Source organism: Mycoplasma amphoriforme A39, assembly GCA_000723365.1.
Lineage (GTDB): Bacteria > Bacillota_I > Bacilli_A > Mycoplasmatales > Mycoplasmoidaceae > Mycoplasmoides > Mycoplasmoides amphoriforme.
On the sequence record HG937516.1, the window covers coordinates 591,827 to 615,547 of the forward strand.

A 23,721-nucleotide genomic window follows, 5' to 3' on the forward strand; every position below is an offset into this window, starting at 1 on the left:
TTAAAAGAAAACTAGTTGGTAACAAATATGACCGATTTCGCACATGAAGTTTTCTTGAAAATGATGAATTAAAATAGAAAGTCTTGAAAACGCTTTTACGATAATTTTGTTCAAATTTTTAACATAAAAACAAAAAAACATTTGAGATTAGCCACAATTTTACCTAATAACGTTTAATCTAAATAAACTTACTTCAATTTATAAAAAAACAAATCCTTTATAACCTTTCACAAAATCTAGTTAATCAGTGAAAATGGTGATTAAAACCAATAATCCTCAAAATAATTAATTAGATTATCAATCAAAATAACTTTAAAAATAGATATAAAAAAATAACAAAGGAATATATGTAATTCCCTTGCTATTTAAAAGTTCTATTATTATTTTGACAACAGTCTAGGTTCGAAAACCTTCCCATCCATTATTCATAATTTCAGTATTCGTAAAAATCCGGATCGCCTGGGTCACCTGCATAATCCAGAGGTTTTGAACTTTCACGCTTGTAACCGTTTATTGTAAGGATTTTCGGAACATAAGTTGGTGATGATGGGTCCACTGGGTCGCCATTTAAGTTAAAGTATTTTCCAGTACTTGATTTTTTCAAACTGATTTTAACAAACAACTTACCTTCAGTGTTTTTAGCTTCGGCTGAAATTACATATTCAAAACCAGCCGGAGCATTGGGAATCTTATCATTTTTTGCAGCAATTTGTTCGTTCGCTTTGGCTAATGTCTTTACCTCATCAGCAACGTTTGATGGAAAAACCACCGTTCCTGGTTTGATGTTAGCATTTGCATTTAATTTGATTGCATCATATGCTGCTTTTGTTGTAATTTTATCTGCTTCCCGTGTTTTTTGATAACCACTTATTACAACATCTTTATCAACTTTGGTATCCGAAGGATCACCTTCAGTCGTAAAGAAACCATTTACTGTATTTGCTTTTTTTATAGCAACTTTAATGATTAAATTTCCATTTTCATCATCAGCAACGGCAGAAATCAAATACTCAAAACCATCGGGAACATCCGGAATAAAGTTACTATCTGCTGCTGAAATTTGATCGTTAGCATTGTCTAATGTAGTTATATCTTTAGCAATTGCTGATGGTAAAATACCTGTTTTTTGAAAAGAATTTGCAGTCGGTGGGATCCCATCATATGCTGCTTTTACTTTAATTTTATCTGCTTGTTGCGTTGTTTGGTAGCCAGTAACTACAACATCTTTATCAACTTTAGTAGTTGAAGGATCTCCTTGAGTTGTGAAAAAGCCTCTTGCTTTAAATGCTTTTTTTAGAGCAACCTTAATGGTTAAAGTCCCCTTTTCATCATTAGCAACCGCAGAAATCACATATTCAAAGAAATCTGGAGCATCCGGGATTCTATTACTATTTTCGGCAATTTGTTCATTCGCTTTGGCTAATGTAGTTATATCTTTGGCAACTGTTGATGGTAAAGCATCTGATTTGGCATCAGCCTCTGCGGTTTCTTTGATCGCATCATAGGCTGCTTTTGCAATAAGCTTATCAGTTGCCGAACTGTTATCGTTTGATCCGTTTTTGTCAGATCCATCATCTGGTCTAGAGTTGCCGTTATTGCGTCCTGGGGTTGAATCATTACTTCCATGATTTCTGATATTGCCACCATGGTTATTAATTGAATAAGAAATACCTGAACCAACTAGCATTCCAACACCGACAATTGCAAAACTTGTTGATATTCCAATCCCAACTAAAAGTTTTGTACGTAGTGATTTTTTACGGATTTTACGCATTAACTTTTTTTCAAATTCTTTGCTTGTTTTAAATATTTATTTTTCCATACTTATTTTCCCTGAGTGATTTATAAAATTTGGACTTTAGTATGAATAGTTTAAATCATGTGATAAAAAATATTCTGCAACTTTTTTTCATTGGAAGTAAATATTTTATTAAAATAAAATAAAAAAGCAAGGAAACCAAAAAGTCCTAAAAGTTATTAGTATCCTTAGATACATTATATTATAATACGTTTTAAATCATTAAAATTTTTAATTTAAATTCAAGACTAATCATTTAAACACCAGCGTCTATGAAAATTAAATTACGACGCGAGCGTGTTTTTTTGCAAATAAAAATGTAATTATTTGGCACAGATTTTTAGTTAATAATTTTCATAGTATTAATTATCATAAATATAACCCCGTTCTTTTTATCTAGATATAAATAGAAGGTAGCAGTTATCAGTTTATTTCACTAATTTAATTTGCATTAATAGTAATGCAATAGGTTAGTATCGGTAGTCGTTTTAGTAAATTTGCCTTTTCAATCGATTTTATTAGTGAAAGCCTTGCTACACTTCCACATCATTTGGTTGAGTTCTAATATGTTTTTGGCAAATTTCTTGTTTAAAATAACTAAAATTTACTTAGTAATTCTTGACTAAACCATTATGAATATCTAGATTTTTTTGATCTGTCATAAATTAAGTGGCAAGCGTTTTGATTTTTTTATGGATATAATTAAAAAGATATTTTGATAATTTTAGCCATTAGAATCAGGAATATATCTTTACAATAATCTTTACAATAAAAGTAAATTTATGCTCAGTAATCTTAGTTAAATCCAATGGAATTGTTTTGTCTTTAATGATTGATGCAGCCAGACAGAAAATTGCGTACCTGTAATGATGTTGCTAATAAATTGGTAGACTAAGTTAATTATATAAGTATTTACTAGATTTCTGTTGAACACTGAATACCAAGCAATTGCAAGTGATCAAGCAACAATCCAAATTAAACCGGAGAAAAAAGTTAAAAACACAAAGGAAAATGGTTGTTTAAATAAAGATTTGGTTTTGATACCTTTAATTACTTGGGGCAAAAAAGCAATTGTTGATAGAATCGGAGCAATATTAGCAGCAATCTCGCCAGTGATGATTACTGAACCATTACTAATTTCTTGATCAGTGCCCAAAACTTTAACAGCATTTAAAATTGCTAGAACTAGATCAATTATAATGTATAAAATTATGAAAAAATACGCAAGGTCGCGTTTTAGTTTGTTTAATGCTTCTTTGGGTAAGTATTTAACAATCAAAAACATTTGGGCTCCAAAAATGATTGCTGCAATAAATTCTGAATAAACTAGCAAATCATTAGCTGTAAAAAAACCGAGTGCTGCATAGAAAATTGATGCTGTGTAAAAAATTCAAAACGATGATAAGGCAATCCCTTCAGTTTTTTTCTTGCGAATTAAAAAGACTAATTGGGGAATTCCATAAATTACATAGAGAAATGATCCAATTCCAAGAATAACATTGTAACTTGTACGTAATGCTGAAGTTGAACAGATCATTTCCTTAATTCCTTTTGCTAAAATCTTTACTAAAGTTACTACTAAACACCTATAAAAAAAGGTTATGGCATTCTATTATAATATATTATAGGTCTAGGAAATTCACAGCTTTAATAATAAAAAAACCCTTGAAACTTAATGCCCCAGGGTTTTTTCGCACTTTTTTGAGTTTAATCTTATGAACTATAATTTCTTAGTGCATAATACAACGCTTCGTTAAGTGTTGGGTGGGTAAACGGAATTTTAACAATTTGAGCCGCAGTTAAATCGTTAGCCATGGCTTGAGCAATTTGGTTAATTATATAACTTCCGTCTTGCAAATAAATTCATGCTCCCAATATTTTTGTGGTTTGGTTATCAATTAAAATTTTCAAAATTCCTTCTTGAGCATCAATTTCTGCATGGGCCCGTGGTAATTTACCAACGGGGATGACAATCTTTTTAAAATTAGCATTTCGATCCAAGAGGTTCTGTTCAGATTCGCCAAGGAAAGCAAAATCTTTTGGACCATAAACACATGCTGGGATGACGCGATAATTTAATGGTTGTGCTTTTTTATTCACAATATGGTTAGTGATTAAATCTGCACTCTTATAAGCGACACTGGATAATTGTACAGTCCCTAAACTATCACCTAGTACGTAAATATTTGGTTCATTTGTTTGCAAATACGCGTTAACTTTTAAGTTGCCCCGTTCATTCCGCTCTAGCCAATTAAGATCATGATATGCATCATGAACCACTTCCCGGCCAATTGATTCAAAATATAGGTCTGATTGAACACGTTGTTGTTTATCATCAAGTGTGTATAATAAACTACCGTCTTCAGTGAATTCATTAACAGTAACGCCAGTCATGATCTTGATTTTCTTTTGTTCTAAACTATTTTTTAAGTGATTAACGATTTCCTGGTCCAAATTAGCTAAAAAGGTTGGTTGCATTTCGAGCATTAAAACCTCAACACCTAATGACGCAAAGATGTTAGCAAATTCAACTCCGATGATTCCACCACCAACAAAAGTTATTGATTGTGGCAATTTTTCAAGTTTTAACCCCGCGGTTGAAGTAATTAACTTATTTCTGTTACGCAGTTGCTCTGCTCCCTTAATTTTTAATAAACGGCTTGTTGCCCCAGTAGCAATGACGATAGTTTCACCTTCATATTGATCATTGCCGACTCGAACAAGATGCTTATCAATAAGTTTGGCCGTACCAGATACTAACTTCAGGTTTGTAAACGCTGTTAATTGCCCCTTAATCGCTTCATTTAACTTTACACTTACTTGCATAACGTTTTTGTGAATGTTGTTATAATCAAAACTAATGTTTTCTAATTTAATGGAATATCGTTCAATATTTTTTAATTCCGATAATAAACGGGCGTGCTTTACTAACATTTTCGTCGGAATACAGCCACGATTAACACACGAACCACCATAGCGATCTTTTTCGATTAAAAGCACATTTTTTTGGTGCTGTGCCAGTTGGATCGCTAATGTATAGCCCCCTGGGCCAGCCCCAATGATGATGACATCATATTTCATTACAAGTACCCCTTAATATGTAATTTTTTTACTTAATTTTTGAAAATTGCTTATATTATATTCTGGATTTGTTTTTTGTTAGTAAATGTGCTTGTAATCAATAACATTCTAGAAGACAACGTTTACAATTTTTTGTAAATTAGTCGATAATGCAAAAATCTTAAAGCAAACTTTTGTTAATTTAAAATAAAGAAACCGTTAAGTTGTTTACCAACCGTTTTTTAATGTAAAAACAACCTTACAACAACTGTTTAATTCACGCTATTAATTAATCATGCCGTTGTTTACCATTATTATTCCCACATACAACTCCGCTGTTTATTTAAAAAACGCTTTGCGTTCAATTGTTCAACAAGATTTTGATTTAAAAGAAGTTGAAACTTTAATCATCGATGATGGTTCAATTGATAATACCAATCAAGTTATTGAGCAATTTAAAATAAAAAATCCCGATTTATCGTTAACTTATTTTTATAAAGAAAATGGTAATTGGGGATCTGTGATTAATTTTGTAAAACATCAAAAATTAGCTCGTGGTGACTACATTATGGTTTTGGATGTTGATGATGAGTTAAATAAGCATGTTTTGAAAAATATTGACCGAATCAAGTCCGAAGGCAATGATTTAATAATTTGTGATTTCTTTAAAAAAGGCCAACGAAAAAAAAGACGAATTTTTACCTACAGCGTCTTTTTAAAAAGACCCAAAACCAAAAATCAAGCCCAAACACCATTTTGCATCCCGCTTGGTAAGTTTGTTAAAAACGAATTATTTTACAAACTAAGCGATCTCAAAGAAAAACAATTTTATCAAGATGCTTATTACACTTCAAACTTAATCTTATTAGCAGATAAAATCAGGCATTTAGCTAAACCAGCAGGGATTTATTACTACCAACGGATTGGTAATTCAATGTCCTTACCATGACCAGGTAGCCGCTATTTAACTGAAGTGCAAATGTGTTTGGATTTTCTTCGGATTGATGCACAGGAACTGGTTGCATTTCATTTATTAAGAGTTAGATTCCGACGTTTAATTAAAAAAAACCTCTACCGTTTCCCAATTAAACGCAAGTTTAAATTTCAAGTGATCCCTTGATATTTACGCATTATTATGTATCTACTTTACTATTTTTTTCTAAAAAAATGTTTTCGTAAAGCCTAGCAGAACAATTAATTTGGTTCAACTTCATTTTAGTAATTTTCAATTGTTTGGGTTCTAATCAATTTTAATAGTTGTTCTTTTTGGTTTCAATCCAAGTTATGAAAACTCGAACCAGACACGTAGATGTCACCAAATTTTCATAACTTTTTAATTTGAAAAGTACTAATACCACCGTCAAATTCAATTAAAGGTGGATCTTTAATTTGCTCGCGTTTGATAATATTGTGAAACTGTAAAATGTTTTTAAAAACAAGCGGATTAAACGTTTGTCCGCCTAAACCAGGTTGGACCGACATTAAAGTAACGTAGTCAATTTTTTTGAAATATTTGGCATATGGCTCTAAATCAGTTTCCATTTTAAAGGCCAGTCCCACCTTAAAATGGTGGTTGCGAATAAACTCGATATAGCGATCAATTTCATTAGGATTAGTCAATGCTTCGACATGGAAGGAAATAGCATTGGCGGCAAAAGCAGTAAATTTTAATAAAGTGGTTGCAAGTTTAGCCACCATTAAGTGAACGTTAACTTTAAAACCTAACTTGTGCAAAATCGGTAAGTAATCAACCCCAAATCCCCTTGTGCCAGTAAATTCATCCATGACATCATAATGGATTGTATCTAAACCAATTGCTTTTAGTTTCTTTAAATACTGCACGTCAAAATTATCAATTAAGGGTAATACGGAAAATGCTAACGTTTTTTGTTTTGCCATAATTTGCTTTATTTTTTTCCTAATAGTTTAAACATGTTTTGTTTATAAGTTTCCACACCGGGCTGGTCAAACGGATTATGTTGTAATAAGCGTGCTGAAATCGCTGTAGCAAAACAGAACCAGTAGTATAAGTAACCAAAAGCGTATGCTGACATTTCTTCCAATTCAATTTTTAAAATTTCAATCCCAGAACTTTTATGGGCAGCAATCGTGGCCTCACATGCCAAATAATTAATTTCATGAACGGTTTTATCAGTTAGATAATCCAAATGATCGTCATCATTAAAAACTGATTTAGTCATGATAATATCAGCTAATGGTTTTTTAAAAGTAATTACGGTTTCGAAAAAATTCCTTACTCCTTGCTGGTAAAGTTGGCCCATTGAGTGCAAGTCCGTTGTAAAAATGGAATAAGTCGGAAATAAAGCGTCATGATTTTTACCTTCACTTTCGCCAAAAAGTTGCCGATGCTGCAATAAGGTGTCTTCGACATTATCTTCATAACTAATTAATACTTCAATACTTAGGTTTAAATTTTTATATAGATAATGGCGGTAACACGCGTATAAGACCGCACTGTTTTGGGTAATTGCATCATGCTGAATTAAATCGTGGTAAGCAGCCTTAGCACCTTGCAAGATTTGCTTCACATCAACCCCACATAACATTGCTGGCAGTAAACCAACGGGAGTAATCGAAGAAAAACGACCACCAATATCGCTAGCAATTGGTAACATGGTGTATTGGTGTTTGGTACACAAATCATGTAAGGTTCCCTGATGTGGGTCAGTAATCGCAATGATTCTTCACGCATAATCGTGATGAAATTGGTTTTTTAATGCCGTTCTGGCTAGTTTGAATGCTAGTGCTGATTCAAGCGTGGTGCCTGATTTGCTAATAACAATAATTCCCCAATTTTTGGTTTTAACTTGGTTAAGAACAGTTTGCAAATTGCAACTAGATAACGAACGCATAAAATGAACGTGCATTTTCCGCTCGTTATGATTTGGAATCGCCATTTCTAAAATCGCTTTGACACCAGTATATGATCCGCCCATACCAATAATCACGATTTCTTCAATTTTTTTAGCATGCCATTGGTTAACGATCCTTTCCATTTTTTCCATGATTTCACGATGATCATTATTTGGATAATGGACCCATCCTAAAAAATTGCTTCCCGGCCCCTTGTTATTAACTAAGTCGTGATGAAAATTTTTGACTTGTTCTTGATATTTTTTTTGTAAATCTTCAGGTTTGATTGCTGTTACAAAATTCGGATTAAGTTTTAAAAACATGGTTCATCTCGCTTTTATGATCTTAAATTAGTTGCTGTTTAACTAGGTAATTATAAATACTTTCATGATTGTTATCACCAATTATGACATCAGCCATGGCTTTGACAGGATCCTTAGCGTTGCCCATGGCAATCGCGGTCCCTGATAGTAAAAAGGAACTAACGTCATTTTCAGAATCACCAAAAACATACAAATTATCGGTTGACACCTTTAATTGTTTACAAATCACCGCTAATGCACTTGATTTAGAAACACCAAGTGGGGAAACGTCAATGTTCACTGTTGATCCTAAAGCAATGGTGACCACATTTTGGTATTTTTCTTTTAAGTAGTTAATTCATTCACTAATAATTTTGCCTTCAGCTTTTAAGGACATTTGCACCACTTTAAAAGTTGTTTTATTCTGCTCTCAACGACTGATATCATCATAAAAATTGGTTTCGCTATAATTGCGAAAAAAATCGGGATCATCAACTTCTTGAATCGGATCAACCCCAAAATAAAAGCGTAAATTATCTTCCCCATTCGTAATTAAAATTTCCCGCTTTAATTCTTTGGCATAACCAATAAATTCATCAACGATTTGTACCGAAAATGGCTTGGCTTTAATGTAACGCTTGGTATGGGGATTATAAATTACAGCCCCACAGCCACCAATCATAAAGTCGTTTAAATTTAAACGCCGGTAATAGTAACGCATTGCAGTTGGAATCCGGCCGCTTGATAACAAGACATGATGCCCCTGTTTTTGCAACATTTGTACGGCTTTAATGGTTCCTGGCATTAACATTTTTTGATCATTTAATAATGTTCCATCGACATCAAAAACGAAGATTTTTTTATTGTTCATCCTATTTTTCCTTTAACATCTTAAGATAGCAATCGTAACGTCATTGTGGTAATAAATCTGTTTGTAATTTAGTTTTTATGGCACAATCTTTTTCCTGATCATGTAAACAGTTGGAATACTTGCAGTTAACAGCTCAATTTCGAAAATCGTGGAACGCTGTGGCTAATTTTAATTTCGGAATTAAATAATCAAAGCGAGTGTATCCGGGCGTATCGACTAAAAAACCACCTAAAAAGGGAACAAGTTGGGTTTGCGTGGTTGTGTTTTTACCCCGGTTAAGTTTTTTTGATATTGCCCCGATTTCTAAATTACAAGTTGGTTGATAACTATTAATCAACGTGGATTTGCCAACCCCGCTTTGCCCAATAAAACATGTCACTTTTTTCGATAAATGTTTTTTCAATGCCAACCAATCATATTTTATATTTTTATCAAAAACTAGATAACCAATTTTTTTTAATTGATTAATGCGTTCATACCGTTGTTCGTCTTTTGTTAATAAATCAGTTTTGGTAAAAACAATCATTGGTCGAAAATTTAATGTATTTTCATAGTAGGCTAAGGTTTTCATTAATTGTAACCAATTTAATTCGGGTTGAGTTGCAGCAACAACATAAACAAGATGATCTAAGTTATTTACCTTTGGTTTGTCAAGACAATTATATGCTTCAAACAATTTGGTAATTTGATAACCATCAACCCCTTGCGATAATTCCACCCAATCACCAGCTTTTAAAACTCGTTTTAACTTTCATTTATTTGGTGCAAATACTTGTCAAGAATGCTTGTTGTATCACACGGTAATTTGGTTCGCAGTTAATTTTAAAATAACAGCTTTCATTTTTTTACCTTGCAAAGAAAACAATTAAGACAATTGTCAAAATAACAGCAAAAATAACAAGTCCAACCGTTACGATAATGAACATTCATCGGGTGTAAAAAAATTTTTCAGTAAGTTTGGCAACAATTGGGTTGAAGCAGTCTGGTCGTTCTAGAGCCCGTTGTGACACTGGTTTTAAGAGCGGTTCGTTAATTCGTTCGGGTAAATTGTAAGTAGCGATATCTTTTAAAATCTGATCACAATTATGGTAGCGAAAGGCTAAATCTTCTTCTTTGGAAGCAATGCAGCGAAAGACAATATTTTCAATACTACTTGGGATATCGCAGCGTAAACCTTGCATACTTGGCAAATCATAAAGTTTGGCTTTGGTAATTGTTTTATTACCATCAATTTGGCCATCATTTTTTTTAACTGGAATAAACGGCTTTTCGCCAGTTAACATTTCGTATAAAATAACGCCCATTGCATGAAAATCAAACTGGGGTGTTGGCGGAATTCGCTTGTTTTTTTTGGTTTTAGGGTCAATAGTTGTTTTTAAAGCATCTGGTGACATGTATTCGACAGTTCCAAATAAGTGTTCTTCGTTAGTTAAGATTTCAGTAGCAATTTCCCGGCGGACAACCGATGATGAAATGCCAAAATCAATAATTTTGATTCCTCTTAAATCAGGAGTTAACAAGATGTTTTCGGGTTTTAAATCCCGGTGAATAATCATGTGGGAATAAGCGTGTAAACGTCTGACCCCTAAAACAATTTTTTCAAAATAATAAATGGCTTCATCAACACTAAAATAACCCTTATTTACTAATAAGGAACGAAGTGATGGTCCGGTAATGTTTTCCATTACAATAACCACAACATCTTTGAGTTCTATAAGACTATTATTGCGCCGAATTTTTAAGGTGGGTTGGATGACATCGTAAGTTTGTACCAAATTATCGTGTTGCACCCGTGTCGCGGTGACGATTTCTTCGAGAAATTTAGTCCAGTTATCCTTGGTCATTTTGGGCAGTTTTTTAACAATTTTAATCACAACGTGTTTTAAAGCATCATCGATTGAAGTGTGGGAATTTAAAGTAATATTGATTCCCGTAAACAAGTGCGAATCCATACCGCCAGGAGAACGCCCACCATGTTTTAAGGCGTTCTCCACTTGATATTTATTAAAAATGATGTCGCCTGGCAACAATAATTGGTTACTATCAACGCTTTTGGCCATGAATTAATCCTGTTGTAAATTCACAATAACTACGGAAAGATTATCATTACTCATCTTATCCATCCCGACTTCTAGTAAACGATTCGCAGCTTGATCTAAGTTTTCGACATGAGCACTTATTAAGTCATAAAATTCTTCGGGATGAACAAAGTTGTAAAAACCATCTGAACTTAACAATAAATAGTGTTCATCTAAAGCAATTTCGTGAATGGATACATCATAGTCATCTTCGGTTCCAGAATATTCTTTTGAAATGATGTTTGTCAATGCCAGTAATTCCTTAGCATGGGTTTTAAAAGCGTAGTCACTGGCGTTAATTGATGTTAAGTAGTTAAATAAATTATGGTCTAAAGTAATTTGTCATGATTCTTTGGCATCGTTTATTAAGTAAGCTCGGGAATCACCCACCCAAAACGTATAGATTTTTTTACCAACAATTAAACTTAAAACAATGGTCGATGCCATTTGTTCTAACGTTGAACCTTGATTAGTTTTTTTAAATTGTTGGTTATGACTTGATACGTATTTACCAATGGCAATTTTGGCTTCACGAAGATTGCGGCTAAATCATTTTTCGATTTGCTTATCGTCTAAGGCTGAAAAATTGGTTGCTTGAAACGATTTTGCAAATAAATCACAAACAATATTGGAAGCAATCGAACCACCTTTATAACCGCCTAGACCATCGCAAACAATGGCAGCAATATTATTGTGCTTGTTAACAGAGACAAACACCGCATCTTGGTTTTCTTCACGCACAATGCCGACGTTTGACGCACTACCAAGCCTTTTATTTCCCATAGTTTAACTTTGCTCCTTTGTTGTCGGCACGTAATTGGACCCATATTGCATCAATTTTTGCTATTAATTCCAATCAAAGTATGCTGTCAAGTTGGCGTTTTTTAAAGTGGAATTAAAGTTTTTAGTTTTGATACTGCCCTTCTATTATACCCATTTTTAGCAAGAGAATTATAAGGAATTAAATTAACACGACACAATATTTCTGCAATTTTTTTAGCTAATTTTTCAACGTGTTTGGGCGAATTATGATCACGTTTAAACATCAGAAAATAAAAGGTTAATCTTGTTTTGTTAACATTAAATATTGTTTTGTAACTACTGATAATTTTTTGATTAGAATAACTTGATTAGTTGATATTAGTGCAGTTTTTGTTTGGTTATTTGAACTATGGAAGGTTGCGATTCAATCTCTTTGTGATTGTAAAATTATAAAACCTTTTAATCATGATCTATTAGAAATGTTGATAAATCACTAACTTGCATAGTTTGCCAAATTGCTCAAGCATCAATAAAGGTTGTTATTGCAGTTTGTATTTTATTAAAATCACTGAAAGTATATCAACATTTAGGTCAAGTACCATTTTGATTAAGTTAGTATAAGCCATTAAAAATGGGTTTAATAGCATCAAGTTGAGTGCTTGTTGTAAAAAATATTGCTTTAACACTACTTCATTGTCATCGTAAATGTTGTCTAACTTATTTTTCTAATTTGATTGCTGTTAAAATAATTTGGCGAATTTGCTCAATTGCATTAGTAACATTGTCATTGACAACATGGTATTTAAACAGAGGGATTTGTTGTAGTTCAACAGCGGCTTGTTTTAATCTTTCACTAATTGCTAATTGGTTTTCAGTTCCCCGGTATAATAACCGTTGCTTTAATTCATCAAGACTAGATGGGCTAACAAAAATACTTAATACTTCAGGTACCTTACTAATCACCTGTAAAGCACCTTGATATTCAATTTCTAACAAAACATTCTTCTTTTTTTTTAACATCTGGTCAACATGATCTATTGGCGTACCGTAATAGTTGTTAACGTATGTTGCGTATTCTAATAATTCGTGATTGGCGATCATTTGTTCAAACTGTTGTTTTGTTTTAAAAAAATAGTTAACCCCATCAATCTCGTGCTTACGTTGCTTTCTAGTAGTGGCCGAAACACTAAGGCTTAAATTTAGCTTTGCATCTTGCAACAAACCTTCAATAATCGTTCCTTTGCCAACCCCACTTGGACCCGTGATCACAATTAATAATCCCGATTGCTTTTCCATTAGTTACCCGAAATATTGCAAATTACAACAAAATAACGATATATAATTATATCCTACTAATATTAATCATTAAGAACTTATGGCCGATAAACCTTCAGTAAATTGACTAACTTTTGACGAAAATGACCAAATGCGCCAAACTTGTCAAAGCGTTCACTTCCCCTTATCAAATGAAAATCTTCAATTAATCAAAAAAATGATGGCTTATGTGGATGAAAGTTATTATGGTAATGCCGAAAAATACGGGATTCGTCCCGGCATTGGCATTGCTGCCAACCAATTAGGCCAAAATTTGCAAATGTTCTACATCCATTTTGATGAAGATGGTATTGAACATAAATATTTCTTAATTAATCCGGAAATGGTTTTTGCATCTTCACAAAAAGCTTATTTAACGCCCGGAGAAGGCTGCTTAAGCGTGCACGAAGACCGCAAGGGCTATGTGATTCGCAGTAACAAAGTGATTGTCAAGGGGTTTGATTATTTGCAAAATAAAACGATTGAAATTGTCGCTAAAGATAGTCTGTTAGCAATGTGCTTACAACACGAATATGACCATTTACAAGGTAAATTGTATTATGATCGGATCAATCCGTTAAAGCCCTTTCATTCTGACCCGGAATGGATTAAATTAGGTCGGAGTCACGAATAGTTTGTAATCAAAATGCAAGTAATGTCATCATTGCGGCGTTAAAGACTAACCTATTTTTGGTGTAAGGTAATAGATAAGATGATTTTTCAAAAAAGAAACGTTAAACTTAATGTGTTAACTCATTCTAAAAATGATGCTTTGAAACAAATTGCCAAATTTGCATACGATTTAGGCTATACGTCTAATGAACAAAAACTTTTCGAAGCATTTATTAAGCGTGAAAATGAGGTTTCAACGGGTTTTGAGCGTGGTTTTGCCATTCCCCATGCGAAAACAAGTGTTGTTCAACAACCACAAATTTTATTTTGCCGCTTTGTCAACCCAGTTGATTGAATCGCAATTGATCACCAGTTGACCAAACATGTTTTTGTTTTATTGATTCCTGAAAATGCTGATCATGAGCATTTAGAAATCCTTTCGCAAGTGGCTAAAGGTTTGATGAAAGCTGAGTTTATAAGTAAACTAACCACAACTGATAATGCCGAATTAATTTACTATTTAATTACTGATTATCTTGAACTCAATTTAAAAAATAACCATGCTTCTAAAAATATAACTAATGCAGATACTTTTAAAACAGATAAACAAAAAATAATTGCTTTAACTGCTTGCCCAGTTGGTATTGCTCACACTTATTTAGCGGCTGAAAAATTAGAACAAGCTGCTAACCAACTTGGTTATGAAATCAATGTAGAAACTCATGGTTCAGCCGGTGCTAAAAACTTGTCAACTGAAAAAGCGATTGAAGTTGCTGAGGTTATTATTGTTGCTGCAGATATTGGTTTGGATTTGCAGCGTTTTAAAAACAAAAGAATTTATCAAACAAATACCAAGTATGCCATTAATGACCCACAATTTGTAATTAATAATGCATTAAAGCAAGCTAAAGTTTTGGTAGATAATCCAAGTGATAAAACCATATCAAAAGATTCTTTAAAATCTCAAAATAGTAGTAAAAAATCCTTTTTCATGAAGCATTTACTATCAGGAATTAGTTACATGGTTCCATTCGTTATTTTAGGTGGGATTGCTATCGCTTTATCAGCAGGAATTGGTAAGGGAATTTATGGAGAAAAATTTGCTGCTCCAACCACTGATTTTTTATTTTATCTTGGCGAAATTGGTGCCGTTGCGTTTAATTTAATGATTGGCATTTTGGGAGCGTATATTGCTTATTCAATTGCGGGTCGGTCCGCAATTGCTCCCGCTTTCATTGTTGCAATTGTCGCTAACACCCCTCGTGCTTTATTTCGAATCGGTGATCTTCCTATCGAAACGGCCATGGGTTTTTTAGGTTCAATTCTTTTTGGCTTCACCATTGGTTATACAGTTAAATGAATTAATTCATGAATTTTACCGAAACCAATTATGGCGATCGTTCCCATTTTTGTCATTCCTTTAGGTGTTGGTTTATTTTATGGTTTAATTGCCATTTTTGTCATTGGTGCACCAATTGGCTTTGTTTTGAATGAGTTTAGTAATAGTTTAAAAAAGGTCTTTACATCCAACAATGGTAATAATTTGACCCCAATTGGCATCGGGATTGGTATGGGTATTTTAATTGGTGCCATGGCTGGATTTGATATGGGAGGGCCAGTTAACAAAATTGCTTTTCTAACTTCAACGGCATTAATTACGCAAAATATTTTAGAGCCAATGGGAATGATGGCGGCTGCGATTCCAGTGGCTCCACTAGGCATGGGTGTATGCACATTAATTTTTCGTCATAAATTTGATGAAAACGAAAAAACCTTAGGTGTTAGTGCAATTGTTATGGGACTAATTGGGATTTCTGAAGGTGCCATTCCTTTTGCAATTAGCGATCCGAAACGAGCAATTATTTCCAATATTGTGGGCTCAGCAGTCGCCGGTGCGATCGCTGGAGCATTTGGAGTTACTGATGCTGCTGCTCATGGCGGACCAATTGTTGCCATTTTAGGTGCAATTGGTAGTAATCGGCCATACGGTGTTGCTGGCGGCATTGGTTTTTTCTTTTTAGCGATTATAATCGGGTTATTAGTCACGGCTTTAATGTACGGTTTTTTACGTAAAAACAGCCCAGCAACCAACCAAACTCAGCCCACTACCGCTAAAAAACTCACAAAATCTAAAACCGGTTTTAGTTGATTTAGTAAAAATCACCAATTAACTCAACCAAAAGTTTATAAAAAAAGAGCACAAAATGTATAAAACTATGTCTAAATTACATCTTGCAAAAAACGCCTTATTAAAAAAACAATTCATTGTTTTATACATCTTAATCAGTTTAATGATTGCGTTTGTTACGACAGGTGCCGTTTTAATTGGCATTGGTTACCAAACATATTTAGCCTTTGTTGGTATTTGAATTAAAACTTACCAAATGAATCCGAAAGCTACAACTGCCCAAGGAGCACCAAATATTACTCTTTTTATTTATGGGATCTTTTTTTTAATCCTTGGTGCCATTTTGTTTTTTGCCGTATTTATGTATGGTTACAATGTTAAAAAACAATTACAAAAAATCGTGGCACAAAAAGTTGGTTAATGGTATCAAACCAACTATAAATTTAGATTTTTTAAAATCAATTTTTAAATTAATATTTTAAGGTTAACTGAAATGTTTTTGGTTATTTTTGTTTGTTAAGTTTATTCTTCTTTTAAAAATATTATTTTGCCATATATGTGCAATTATCTTTTTTTTAAAGTGACTTAAACAAGTGTGTTATATAATTGTTGGTATCGATTTGTTTTGTTAAAAGATAAGAAAAAATCATTATGGAAAAAAACAAAAAAATAATTAATCCCTCTACACAAAAACAACCTAAAATTTACGCATATAGTCTTGATGAACGACAAGCACCTAATTTTGTTGGTCATATTAAGATTGGTGAAACAACAAAAGATATTGAAACACGCGTCGATGAGCAAACTAAAACTGCTGGATTGCAAGTGAAAATTCTTTTTTGAAAATTAGCCCGAAAGAATGATGGTACATGATTTCGAGTTACAGATTTACACCGATATTTTGAATTTAATAACATTAAGCGTAGCAAGGAAACTGGCGGACCAAACGGAAATGAATGATTTGATTTTAAGGGTCGAGAAGCAGACGCTTTAAAATTAACTGAAAAGTTTATTGCAAGCGATTATGATCCTTTGATAAATTCTCAAGATAGAAAAGACTATACTTTGCGTGCGGAACAAAGTGAAGCTGTTAATGTGACTCTTAATTATTTTCATTCGCAAAAAGAACCAAAAGAATTTTTATGAAATGCTAAACCACGCTTTGGTAAAACTTTAACTACCTATGATTTCATGAGAAAAATTCAGGCAAGAAATGTTTTAATTTTGTGCAACCGCCCGACTATTGCAAATTCCTGATTTAATGATTTTGATGATTTTATCAGTTGAAGAATAGATGAAGGGTATCGGTTTGTTTCGGAATCGCCTGCAATTAAACAAAATAGCATGTCTTATCAAGAATATGAAAATTATAAAACGGAGCACCCAAACAAACCAATTAGAAGAATTGCTTTTGTCTCCTTACAAGACTTCAAAGGTGCTAAGTTTGCTGGTGATTCTTATGAAAAATTAGCTTGAATGCAAGAAGTTGATTGGGATGTAATTGTTCTTGATGAAGTTCATGAAGCTATTGACACACCAAAAAGTCAAGCAGCCTTAAATTCATTACGAACTAAATTTGCCTTGCATTTATCGGGCACCCCATTCAAAGCCATTGCTACTGAAAAATTTCGCGAAGATCAAATCTTTAATTGATCGTATCATGATGGACAAAAAGCCAAAAATGATTGGGATGAAAATAATGGCTAAACCCTTATGCCCGTTTGCCACAGTTGAATTGATTTTCTTATAAAATGAGTCAAATGATACAAAAAGGGCTTAAATCAAAAATTAAAGATGACTCTAGCTTAGATTCGCAGTATGCATTTGATTTAGGTGATTTTTTCTGTGTTGATAACAACCATAAATTTATTCATGAACAAGATGTGAAAAAGTTTTTAGATGTTATTACACAGGGTAAATACCCTTTTAGTTCATCTGAACAATATGTTAATCAATTAGACCATACTTTTTGATTACTGCCTAGTGTTGCGGCAGCCAAAGTATTAAAAAAATTACTAAATAATCACGAATTTTTTAAAAATTTTGAAATTGTTTTAGCAGTTGGTAAAGGATCAAGTTCTTCACAAACAACAAATGAATTTGGTACTGGTTTTAGAAAAAATCAAAAAAGTTTTAACAAAGTTCGTGAAGCCATTGATAAGCCACATAGCAAGACGATCACATTATCAGTTGGACAATTAACGACTGGAGTAACTGTTCCCGAATGAACTGGTGTATTGATGTTACGTAACATTGAATCAGCATGTTTATATTTTCAATCAGCCTTTTGGGTTCAAAACCCGCATGAGTATGAAGTTGAAAATGAGCAACATGAAAAATTTCTTGCAATAAAAGAAAATGCTTATATTTTTGATTTTGCTCCGGAACAAAGGCTTAAGTTTTGTGATGATTTTGCTACTCGATTACTTGTTGGTGAATAATATAAAGTTAATAACGAACAACGCCGAAAAAACATTCAGGCTGTTTTAAATTTCTTTCCCGTAATTGCCGAAGATTCCCAAGGTTCTTTGTGTGAACTTAACATTGATGATGTTTTAACTAACGATTCCGAACGAGATTAAATAAGAAAAAGTTGTGCAAAGTGGCTTTATGCATAATTTTTTGTTTGTGAACACCAGTAATATTTTTCGGATGCCTGATCAAATTAAAGAAATTTAAAAACAGATTGAACCAATTAAAAAGAAGAAAAAAAGCAAAACAAACTTGGCATCAGCCAACAATGATTTAGACACTAAAAATAACATTGAAGAAGTTACAATTAACCAACCTGGTGTTTTGTGTTTTTGACAAGAAAATAGTTGCTTCCAGTCTTCAAACAGAATGATCATGAAACTTTGGATGATACCGCAAACCATTATGATTCTTAGGAAATAATTAAGAAAATATGTCAATCTTATCAATTAGAACGAAAAAATGTTCTTAAAAATGTTAATAAATTGCCTAGAAATAAAATTGATGAGAATTTTAAAAATGAAATTTCTAGAGAGTTAGAAACAATTGAAGAAGAATCGCAGGATCAAATTAAGCGATTTCAAGAACTAATAAGTCAAAAAATTAAATTTGGTTTAAATGAAAACGACGAACTCTAATTAAATAAATTGAAAACTAGCATTCAGACACAATACAACGAAAAATTGCACGCAAAAGTCGACCAAGCCTTTCAAAAATCGCTTAAAGCAATAAAAAAAATGCTGTAGATAATGAGGCTAAGAAAAAAAGCGAAAATACAACCCGTGACCATTTACGTGGCTTTACCCCTATGATCCCGATTTATTTAATGGTTGTGATGACAAACAAACAACTTTAGTTAATTATGAAATGAAAACGGATGCACAAACTTTTTAAGAAACTAGTAGTATTACAGCCGAACAATTTCGCTTTTTAAAAAACGGCTATGTTGATGGAAGCGGAAAAGTTAGAGATTACTAATGTATTTAGATCGATAATTGTTTCTTAAATTTTTGTCTCAAATTGTCGTTTGTATTGTTATATAATTATTAGACGTTTTAATTAAAAATAACAGTTTAAATGATGGAAAAAAATTCAAAACCGAAAGTCAAAACATATTGTGAGAAACGACCTAAAATATATGCGTATGTACGCCCTGATGATCCGACATTTAACGGGCACATTAAAGTTGGTGAAACTACCGATGATGTTGATAAAAGAATTAAAGACCAAACGCAAACTGCTGGTGTGATCTTTAAAAAGCTTTTTGAAAAATATGCACAAAAAAGCAATGGGACATGATTTAGTGATCATGAGTTGCATCGCTTTTTTGAAATAAACAACATTAAACGCAGTAAAGAAACGATAAATATAAAGGCAAGGGAATGATTCGATTTTACGGGTCGTATCGATGATTGCGAAAAATTAACAGATCAATTTATTCGTACTGATTATGATCTAGCTCAAAGTTCTGATAATAAATCAGATTATATTTTACGAAGTGAACAACAAGCAGCTGTTACTGTTACCAAGCAGTACTATGATTGTAAAAAAGAGCCAAAGGAATTTCTATGAAATGCCAAACCCCGTTTTGGTAAAACCTTAACTACTTATGATTTTATAAGGCAAATTCAAGCCATTAACGTTTTAATTTTATCCAACCGACCAACAATTAGCGACCAATGACTTCAGGATTTTAAAAAATTTATTGAATGAAGAAAGGAAGGCTATTCTTTTGTTTCATCAGCAATTGATAATGCGGTGAAATATGAAGAATTTGTTGGATACAAAAATTCTTATCCCGAACGCATAATTAAATTGATTTTTTTCGCTTCACTCCAAGATCTAAAAGGGGCCATTTACCTTGGTGGTAAATATGATAAATTATCGTGAATGAAAGAAGTTGATTGGGATTTAATTGTTATTGATGAATCCCATGAAGGTGTTGATACATCAAAAAGTCAATTTGCCTTAAATTTACTAAAAACGAAATTTACTTTATATCTATCTGGGACCCCATACAAAGCCATTGCCTCAGAAAAATTCCGAGATGATCAAATTTTTAATTGGTCATATTATGATGAACAAAAAGCCAAAAATGATTGGGATGAAAATAATGGCCCCAATCCTTATGCTAAACTGCCTAAATTGCATTTATTTACTTATAAAATGAGTGAAATTATCAACTCGATAGTTTCGGAAGGAATTAAAACTGAAAGTGGTGCCAAATTTGATTATGCGTTTACTTTAAATGATTTTTTTAAAGTTAATAAAAAGACTCATAAGTTTGAACGCGAAGCAGATGTAAAAAAGTTTTTAGATGTCCTTACGCAAGGCCAATATCCCTTTAGTTTATCGGAAAATTTTGCTAGCGAACTTAATCATACTTTTTGGCTTTTACCACGAGTTGCTGCTGTTAAGGCATTGGCAAAGTTACTAAAAAACCATGATTTTTTTAAGGATTATCATGTTATTTTGGCTGTTGGCAATAATGATGACAGTTGACAAGAAAATGAACAAGCATCTGAGGCGATTTTTAAAAAGAGTGAAAAAAGTCTAGATAAAGTTAAAAAGGTAATTCAAAGATACGAAAAAACGATTACCTTATCAGTCTGTCAACTGACAACCGGTGTAACAGTTCCTGAATGAACCGGAGTGTTTATGTTGCGAAATATTAACTCTCCAAGTTTTTATTTTCAAGCAGCTTTTAGGGTTCAAAATCCCCACGAAATTGCAAAAGAACAAGCAATTTATTGAAAAGAAAACGCTTATATATTTGATTTCGCTCCTGACCGTACGTTATCATTATATGATCAATTTGCTAATGGTTTAACTTTAATTGACTACCAAAACAGCGAACATGAAAACCTATTGAGTGCTCAAAAAAATGAAAATATTAAAAAGATGCTTAACTTTTTTCCAGTAATTGCTCAGGATACTGATGGTTCTTTGCGCGAACTTAATTTAGAAGAAGTTTTAATAATTCCGAACCAAGCTAGAGCTGAAGACATTGTAAAAAGTAAATTTTTGAGTAACTTTTTATTTGCTCATATGAAAATTTTTCGACAAACAAATCGGTTTCAAACAATCATCGAAAAACTTCAATCTACTAAAAAACAAAAAAATCCTCAAACAAGTTCTTTAGTAAATGACACCAACGTTGATACCATTATAATTAGTGAATCAAATGTTTTTGGTAATCCAATTCTTGGTGAAAGAAAAACTACTGAGGAAATTTTACACGAATGCAATAGTGGCTTTAATTCCAAAACATTGGCTAATGAACTGTATTTAAATTATGAACCAGAATTGAATGCTGTTATTAAAAAGCTTGGTAATTTATCGAAAAATGAAGTCAAAAAAGTTAAAAATGAGTTCAAGGAAAAAATCATTTCGGAGTTAAAAGTTCTTGAGGATGCTTGTCAAACAGATATTAGTAAATATAATGATTTAAAAGATAAAGAACTTAAGTATCTACTAACCGAAAGTGAACAAAATGAATTAGATGAATTAAAAAAGCAAATTCATGAGCGGTATACACAAATACTTGATTTTGAAATCCCAGATGCATTTGAAAAATCAATTAATGATCTTCATAATGCTAGAGAAAAACAAGACAAGAGACAAAAGGAAGATAAACTGCGTAATCATCTCCGTAGTTTCACCCGCACCATTCCGATTTATTTAATGATTTTTGGCGATGAAAAGATAACTTTAAACAACTATGAAACGTATGCTGATGATGCTACTTTTGAAAAGATTTCTGGAATTAGCAAAGATGATTTTTTAATATTAAAAAATGGCGATAAAGATGAACATGGAGAAACACGTGGTGTGTTTCACGCAACCAATGTGAATGCTAGTTTTCAACATTTTTTAAATTTAAAAAAAGATTTAGCTAATTATTTTGATAGTAAAGCAACTGATGATATTTTCAATTATATTCCCAATCAAAAAACTAACCAGATTTTTACCCCTAAAGCAGTAGTTAAAGAAATGGTGGATCAGTTAGCGGCAAATAATCCTGATCTATTTACTAACAAAAACCATAAATTTTTGGATATATATTGCAAGAGTGGGCTTTATTTAGGTGAGATTATCAAACGTTTAAATGTTGGTTTAGAAAAAGTTATTCCTGATGCACAAGAACGCATTAGATGAATTTTTAAAAATCAAATTTATGGCATTTGCCCAAGCGATATCTTACTCAAACTAGCATCCAATTATTTGTGTGCAGATAGAAAAGATTTACATTCAAATTTACAAGTATGTCAAGCATATGAAGATTTAAAAAATCTCAATGATGCAAACAAACTTGCGTTGGCAATCGCAAATTTATGGAAGGATTTGGAAATGAAATTTGATGTGATTATTGGCAATCCACCATATCAGGAAGAGGATGGTGGTCCATATGCTAGCGCTCGTCCATTGTACCAATATTTTATGAGTGCAGCTTTTTCGTTTCCAAACGTTAAATATGTTTCTTTAATCACCCCTTCAAGATGAATGACCGGTGGCAAAGGATTAAATAATTTTCGAGCAGAAATGTTAGAAAATAAGAACTTAATCTACATTTACGACTATTGCGATTCGAAAAGGATTTTCCCAGATAATGATATCATGGGGGGGGGTAAGCTATTTTTTATTTAAACGCGATCATATTGGTAAGTGTAGCATCACCACTATTGATTTTGAAGGAAACGAAGAAACATCGGAACGTTATTTAAAAGAATCAGATTTAAACATTTACGTACGTTATGAGTCCCTTAGAAAAATTTGATTGAAGGTGCGAAGTAAAAAAGATAAGTTTTTATGATCCATAATGTCATCACGCAACCCTTACGGATTTAATACAGAAGCATTAACAAATCCTGAAAAATTTGGTTTTAAGCCCTTTTCTTTAAGCAAAATTCCTGATGGTTACACTATTTTGGGTCTTGACGAAAAACAAAAAAGATCACGCATGTATTTACCGAAAGATTACAAGTTTCCTAAGAATCAAATAAGTAAGGCCTTTTTAAAATACAAGGTTTTTGTTGCAGAAGCATACGGAGTAGCAGCCATTGGCGGATCTTTGTGAACTCCAGTTTTATCTACACCAGTCCTATCGATTCCGGGTGAATGTTGTACAGCTACTTTTTTAGAAATCGGCTGTTTTGAAACTGAAAATGAAGCGAAAAACTTAATTAAATACATTAAAACTAAATTTTTTAGAGCTTTGGTAGGAATTCAAAAAACTACTCAGCATACTGGTTCTAAAGCATATCGCTTTGTTCCTATGTTAGATTTTAAATCAAACAACGAAATCAATTGAGAACAATCTATACCTAAAATTGATAAGCAACTTTATGAAATGTTTGAGTTATCAGAAGAAGAAATTAAATTTATTGAAGAAAAAATTTCAGAAATGAAATAAAGGTGTTTTATCTTGAATATATGTAGTATTTTTAACT

The 23,721-nt window shown here is 32.6% G+C and carries 19 protein-coding genes; 9 read left to right on the top strand and 10 right to left on the bottom strand.

All coding sequences use genetic code 4. The annotated features are described in order from the left end of the window. Positions 1–421: 421 nt before the first annotated feature. From ABDB96_RS02260 to ABDB96_RS02270, 3 genes are all read right to left on the bottom strand, one after another. Positions 422–1,774 (bottom strand): lipoprotein 17-related variable surface protein, encoded by a 1,353-nt coding sequence (locus tag ABDB96_RS02260; RefSeq protein WP_343251169.1) that lies wholly within the window; start codon positions 1,772–1,774, stop codon positions 422–424. 823 nt (positions 1,775–2,597) lie between these two features. Beyond that, positions 2,598–3,335: a PQ-loop domain-containing transporter gene (locus tag ABDB96_RS02265; RefSeq protein ID WP_343251170.1), complete on the bottom strand. Its 738-nt coding sequence runs from the start codon at positions 3,333–3,335 to the stop codon at positions 2,598–2,600. Positions 3,336–3,511: 176 nt separating this feature from the next. Further along, positions 3,512–4,879, bottom strand: a complete 1,368-nt coding sequence (locus ABDB96_RS02270; protein WP_343251171.1) for a dihydrolipoyl dehydrogenase family protein — start codon at positions 4,877–4,879, stop codon at positions 3,512–3,514. 274 nt (positions 4,880–5,153) lie between these two features. Between ABDB96_RS02270 and ABDB96_RS02275 the strand changes: the two genes are divergently transcribed. Beyond that, positions 5,154–6,044 carry a glycosyltransferase family 2 protein gene (locus ABDB96_RS02275; RefSeq protein ID WP_343251172.1) on the top strand — a complete coding sequence of 297 codons (891 nt, stop codon included), beginning with the start codon at positions 5,154–5,156 and terminating at the stop codon, positions 6,042–6,044. Positions 6,045–6,073: 29 nt separating this feature from the next. On the opposite strand, the gene ABDB96_RS02280 is transcribed toward ABDB96_RS02275, so the two are convergent. The 7 genes from ABDB96_RS02280 to gmk form a co-directional block, all read right to left on the bottom strand. Next, on the bottom strand, positions 6,074–6,757 hold the full coding sequence (locus ABDB96_RS02280) for a ribulose-phosphate 3-epimerase (protein ID WP_343251173.1): 684 nt from the start codon (positions 6,755–6,757) through the stop codon (positions 6,074–6,076). Between the two features lie 8 nt (positions 6,758–6,765). Next, on the bottom strand, positions 6,766–8,055 hold the full coding sequence (locus ABDB96_RS02285) for a glucose-6-phosphate isomerase (protein ID WP_343251174.1): 1,290 nt from the start codon (positions 8,053–8,055) through the stop codon (positions 6,766–6,768). A 22-nt stretch (positions 8,056–8,077) separates the two neighbouring features. Continuing rightward, on the bottom strand, positions 8,078–8,905 hold the full coding sequence (locus ABDB96_RS02290; RefSeq protein ID WP_343251175.1) for an HAD family hydrolase: 828 nt from the start codon (positions 8,903–8,905) through the stop codon (positions 8,078–8,080). A gap of 1 nt (position 8,906) precedes the next feature. Beyond that, positions 8,907–9,746, bottom strand: a complete 840-nt coding sequence (gene rsgA, locus ABDB96_RS02295; protein ID WP_343251176.1) for a ribosome small subunit-dependent GTPase A — start codon at positions 9,744–9,746, stop codon at positions 8,907–8,909. A 4-nt stretch (positions 9,747–9,750) separates the two neighbouring features. Further along, complete coding sequence (locus ABDB96_RS02300) at positions 9,751–10,965, bottom strand: serine/threonine protein kinase (RefSeq protein ID WP_343251177.1); 1,215 nt, start codon at positions 10,963–10,965, stop codon at positions 9,751–9,753. Between the two features lie 3 nt (positions 10,966–10,968). After that, positions 10,969–11,766: a protein phosphatase 2C domain-containing protein gene (locus ABDB96_RS02305; RefSeq protein ID WP_343251178.1), complete on the bottom strand. Its 798-nt coding sequence runs from the start codon at positions 11,764–11,766 to the stop codon at positions 10,969–10,971. Between the two features lie 696 nt (positions 11,767–12,462). Further along, positions 12,463–13,041: a guanylate kinase gene (gene gmk / locus ABDB96_RS02310; RefSeq protein ID WP_343251179.1), complete on the bottom strand. Its 579-nt coding sequence runs from the start codon at positions 13,039–13,041 to the stop codon at positions 12,463–12,465. Between the two features lie 79 nt (positions 13,042–13,120). On the opposite strand from gmk, the gene def reads away from it, so the two are divergent. From def to ABDB96_RS02350, 8 genes are all read left to right on the top strand, one after another. Continuing rightward, entirely contained in the window at positions 13,121–13,693 is a 573-nt protein-coding gene (def, locus tag ABDB96_RS02315) for a peptide deformylase (protein WP_343251180.1), read from the top strand. A gap of 78 nt (positions 13,694–13,771) precedes the next feature. Beyond that, positions 13,772–15,883, top strand: a complete 2,112-nt coding sequence (locus ABDB96_RS02320; protein ID WP_343251181.1) for a PTS fructose transporter subunit IIABC — start codon at positions 13,772–13,774, stop codon at positions 15,881–15,883. Beyond that, positions 15,876–16,220, top strand: a complete 345-nt coding sequence (locus tag ABDB96_RS02325) for a hypothetical protein (protein WP_343251182.1) — start codon at positions 15,876–15,878, stop codon at positions 16,218–16,220. The genes ABDB96_RS02320 and ABDB96_RS02325 overlap by 8 nt, the downstream gene beginning before the upstream one ends. Before the next feature lie 230 nt (positions 16,221–16,450). Next, the gene (locus ABDB96_RS02330) at positions 16,451–17,506 is read left to right on the top strand and encodes a DEAD/DEAH box helicase family protein (protein WP_343251183.1); all 1,056 of its coding nucleotides are present in this window, start codon (positions 16,451–16,453) and stop codon (positions 17,504–17,506) included. A 53-nt stretch (positions 17,507–17,559) separates the two neighbouring features. Beyond that, positions 17,560–18,240, top strand: coding sequence for a P-loop NTPase family protein (locus tag ABDB96_RS02335; RefSeq protein ID WP_343251184.1), 681 nt, complete (start codon positions 17,560–17,562; stop codon positions 18,238–18,240). Positions 18,241–18,756: 516 nt separating this feature from the next. Then, entirely contained in the window at positions 18,757–18,909 is a 153-nt protein-coding gene (locus ABDB96_RS02340; RefSeq protein ID WP_343251185.1) for a hypothetical protein, read from the top strand. 442 nt (positions 18,910–19,351) lie between these two features. After that, on the top strand, positions 19,352–22,918 hold the full coding sequence (locus tag ABDB96_RS02345) for an Eco57I restriction-modification methylase domain-containing protein (protein ID WP_343251186.1): 3,567 nt from the start codon (positions 19,352–19,354) through the stop codon (positions 22,916–22,918). Further along, on the top strand, positions 22,881–23,684 hold the full coding sequence (locus ABDB96_RS02350; RefSeq protein ID WP_343251187.1) for a hypothetical protein: 804 nt from the start codon (positions 22,881–22,883) through the stop codon (positions 23,682–23,684). The genes ABDB96_RS02345 and ABDB96_RS02350 overlap by 38 nt, the downstream gene beginning before the upstream one ends. Positions 23,685–23,721: the final 37 nt, after the last annotated feature.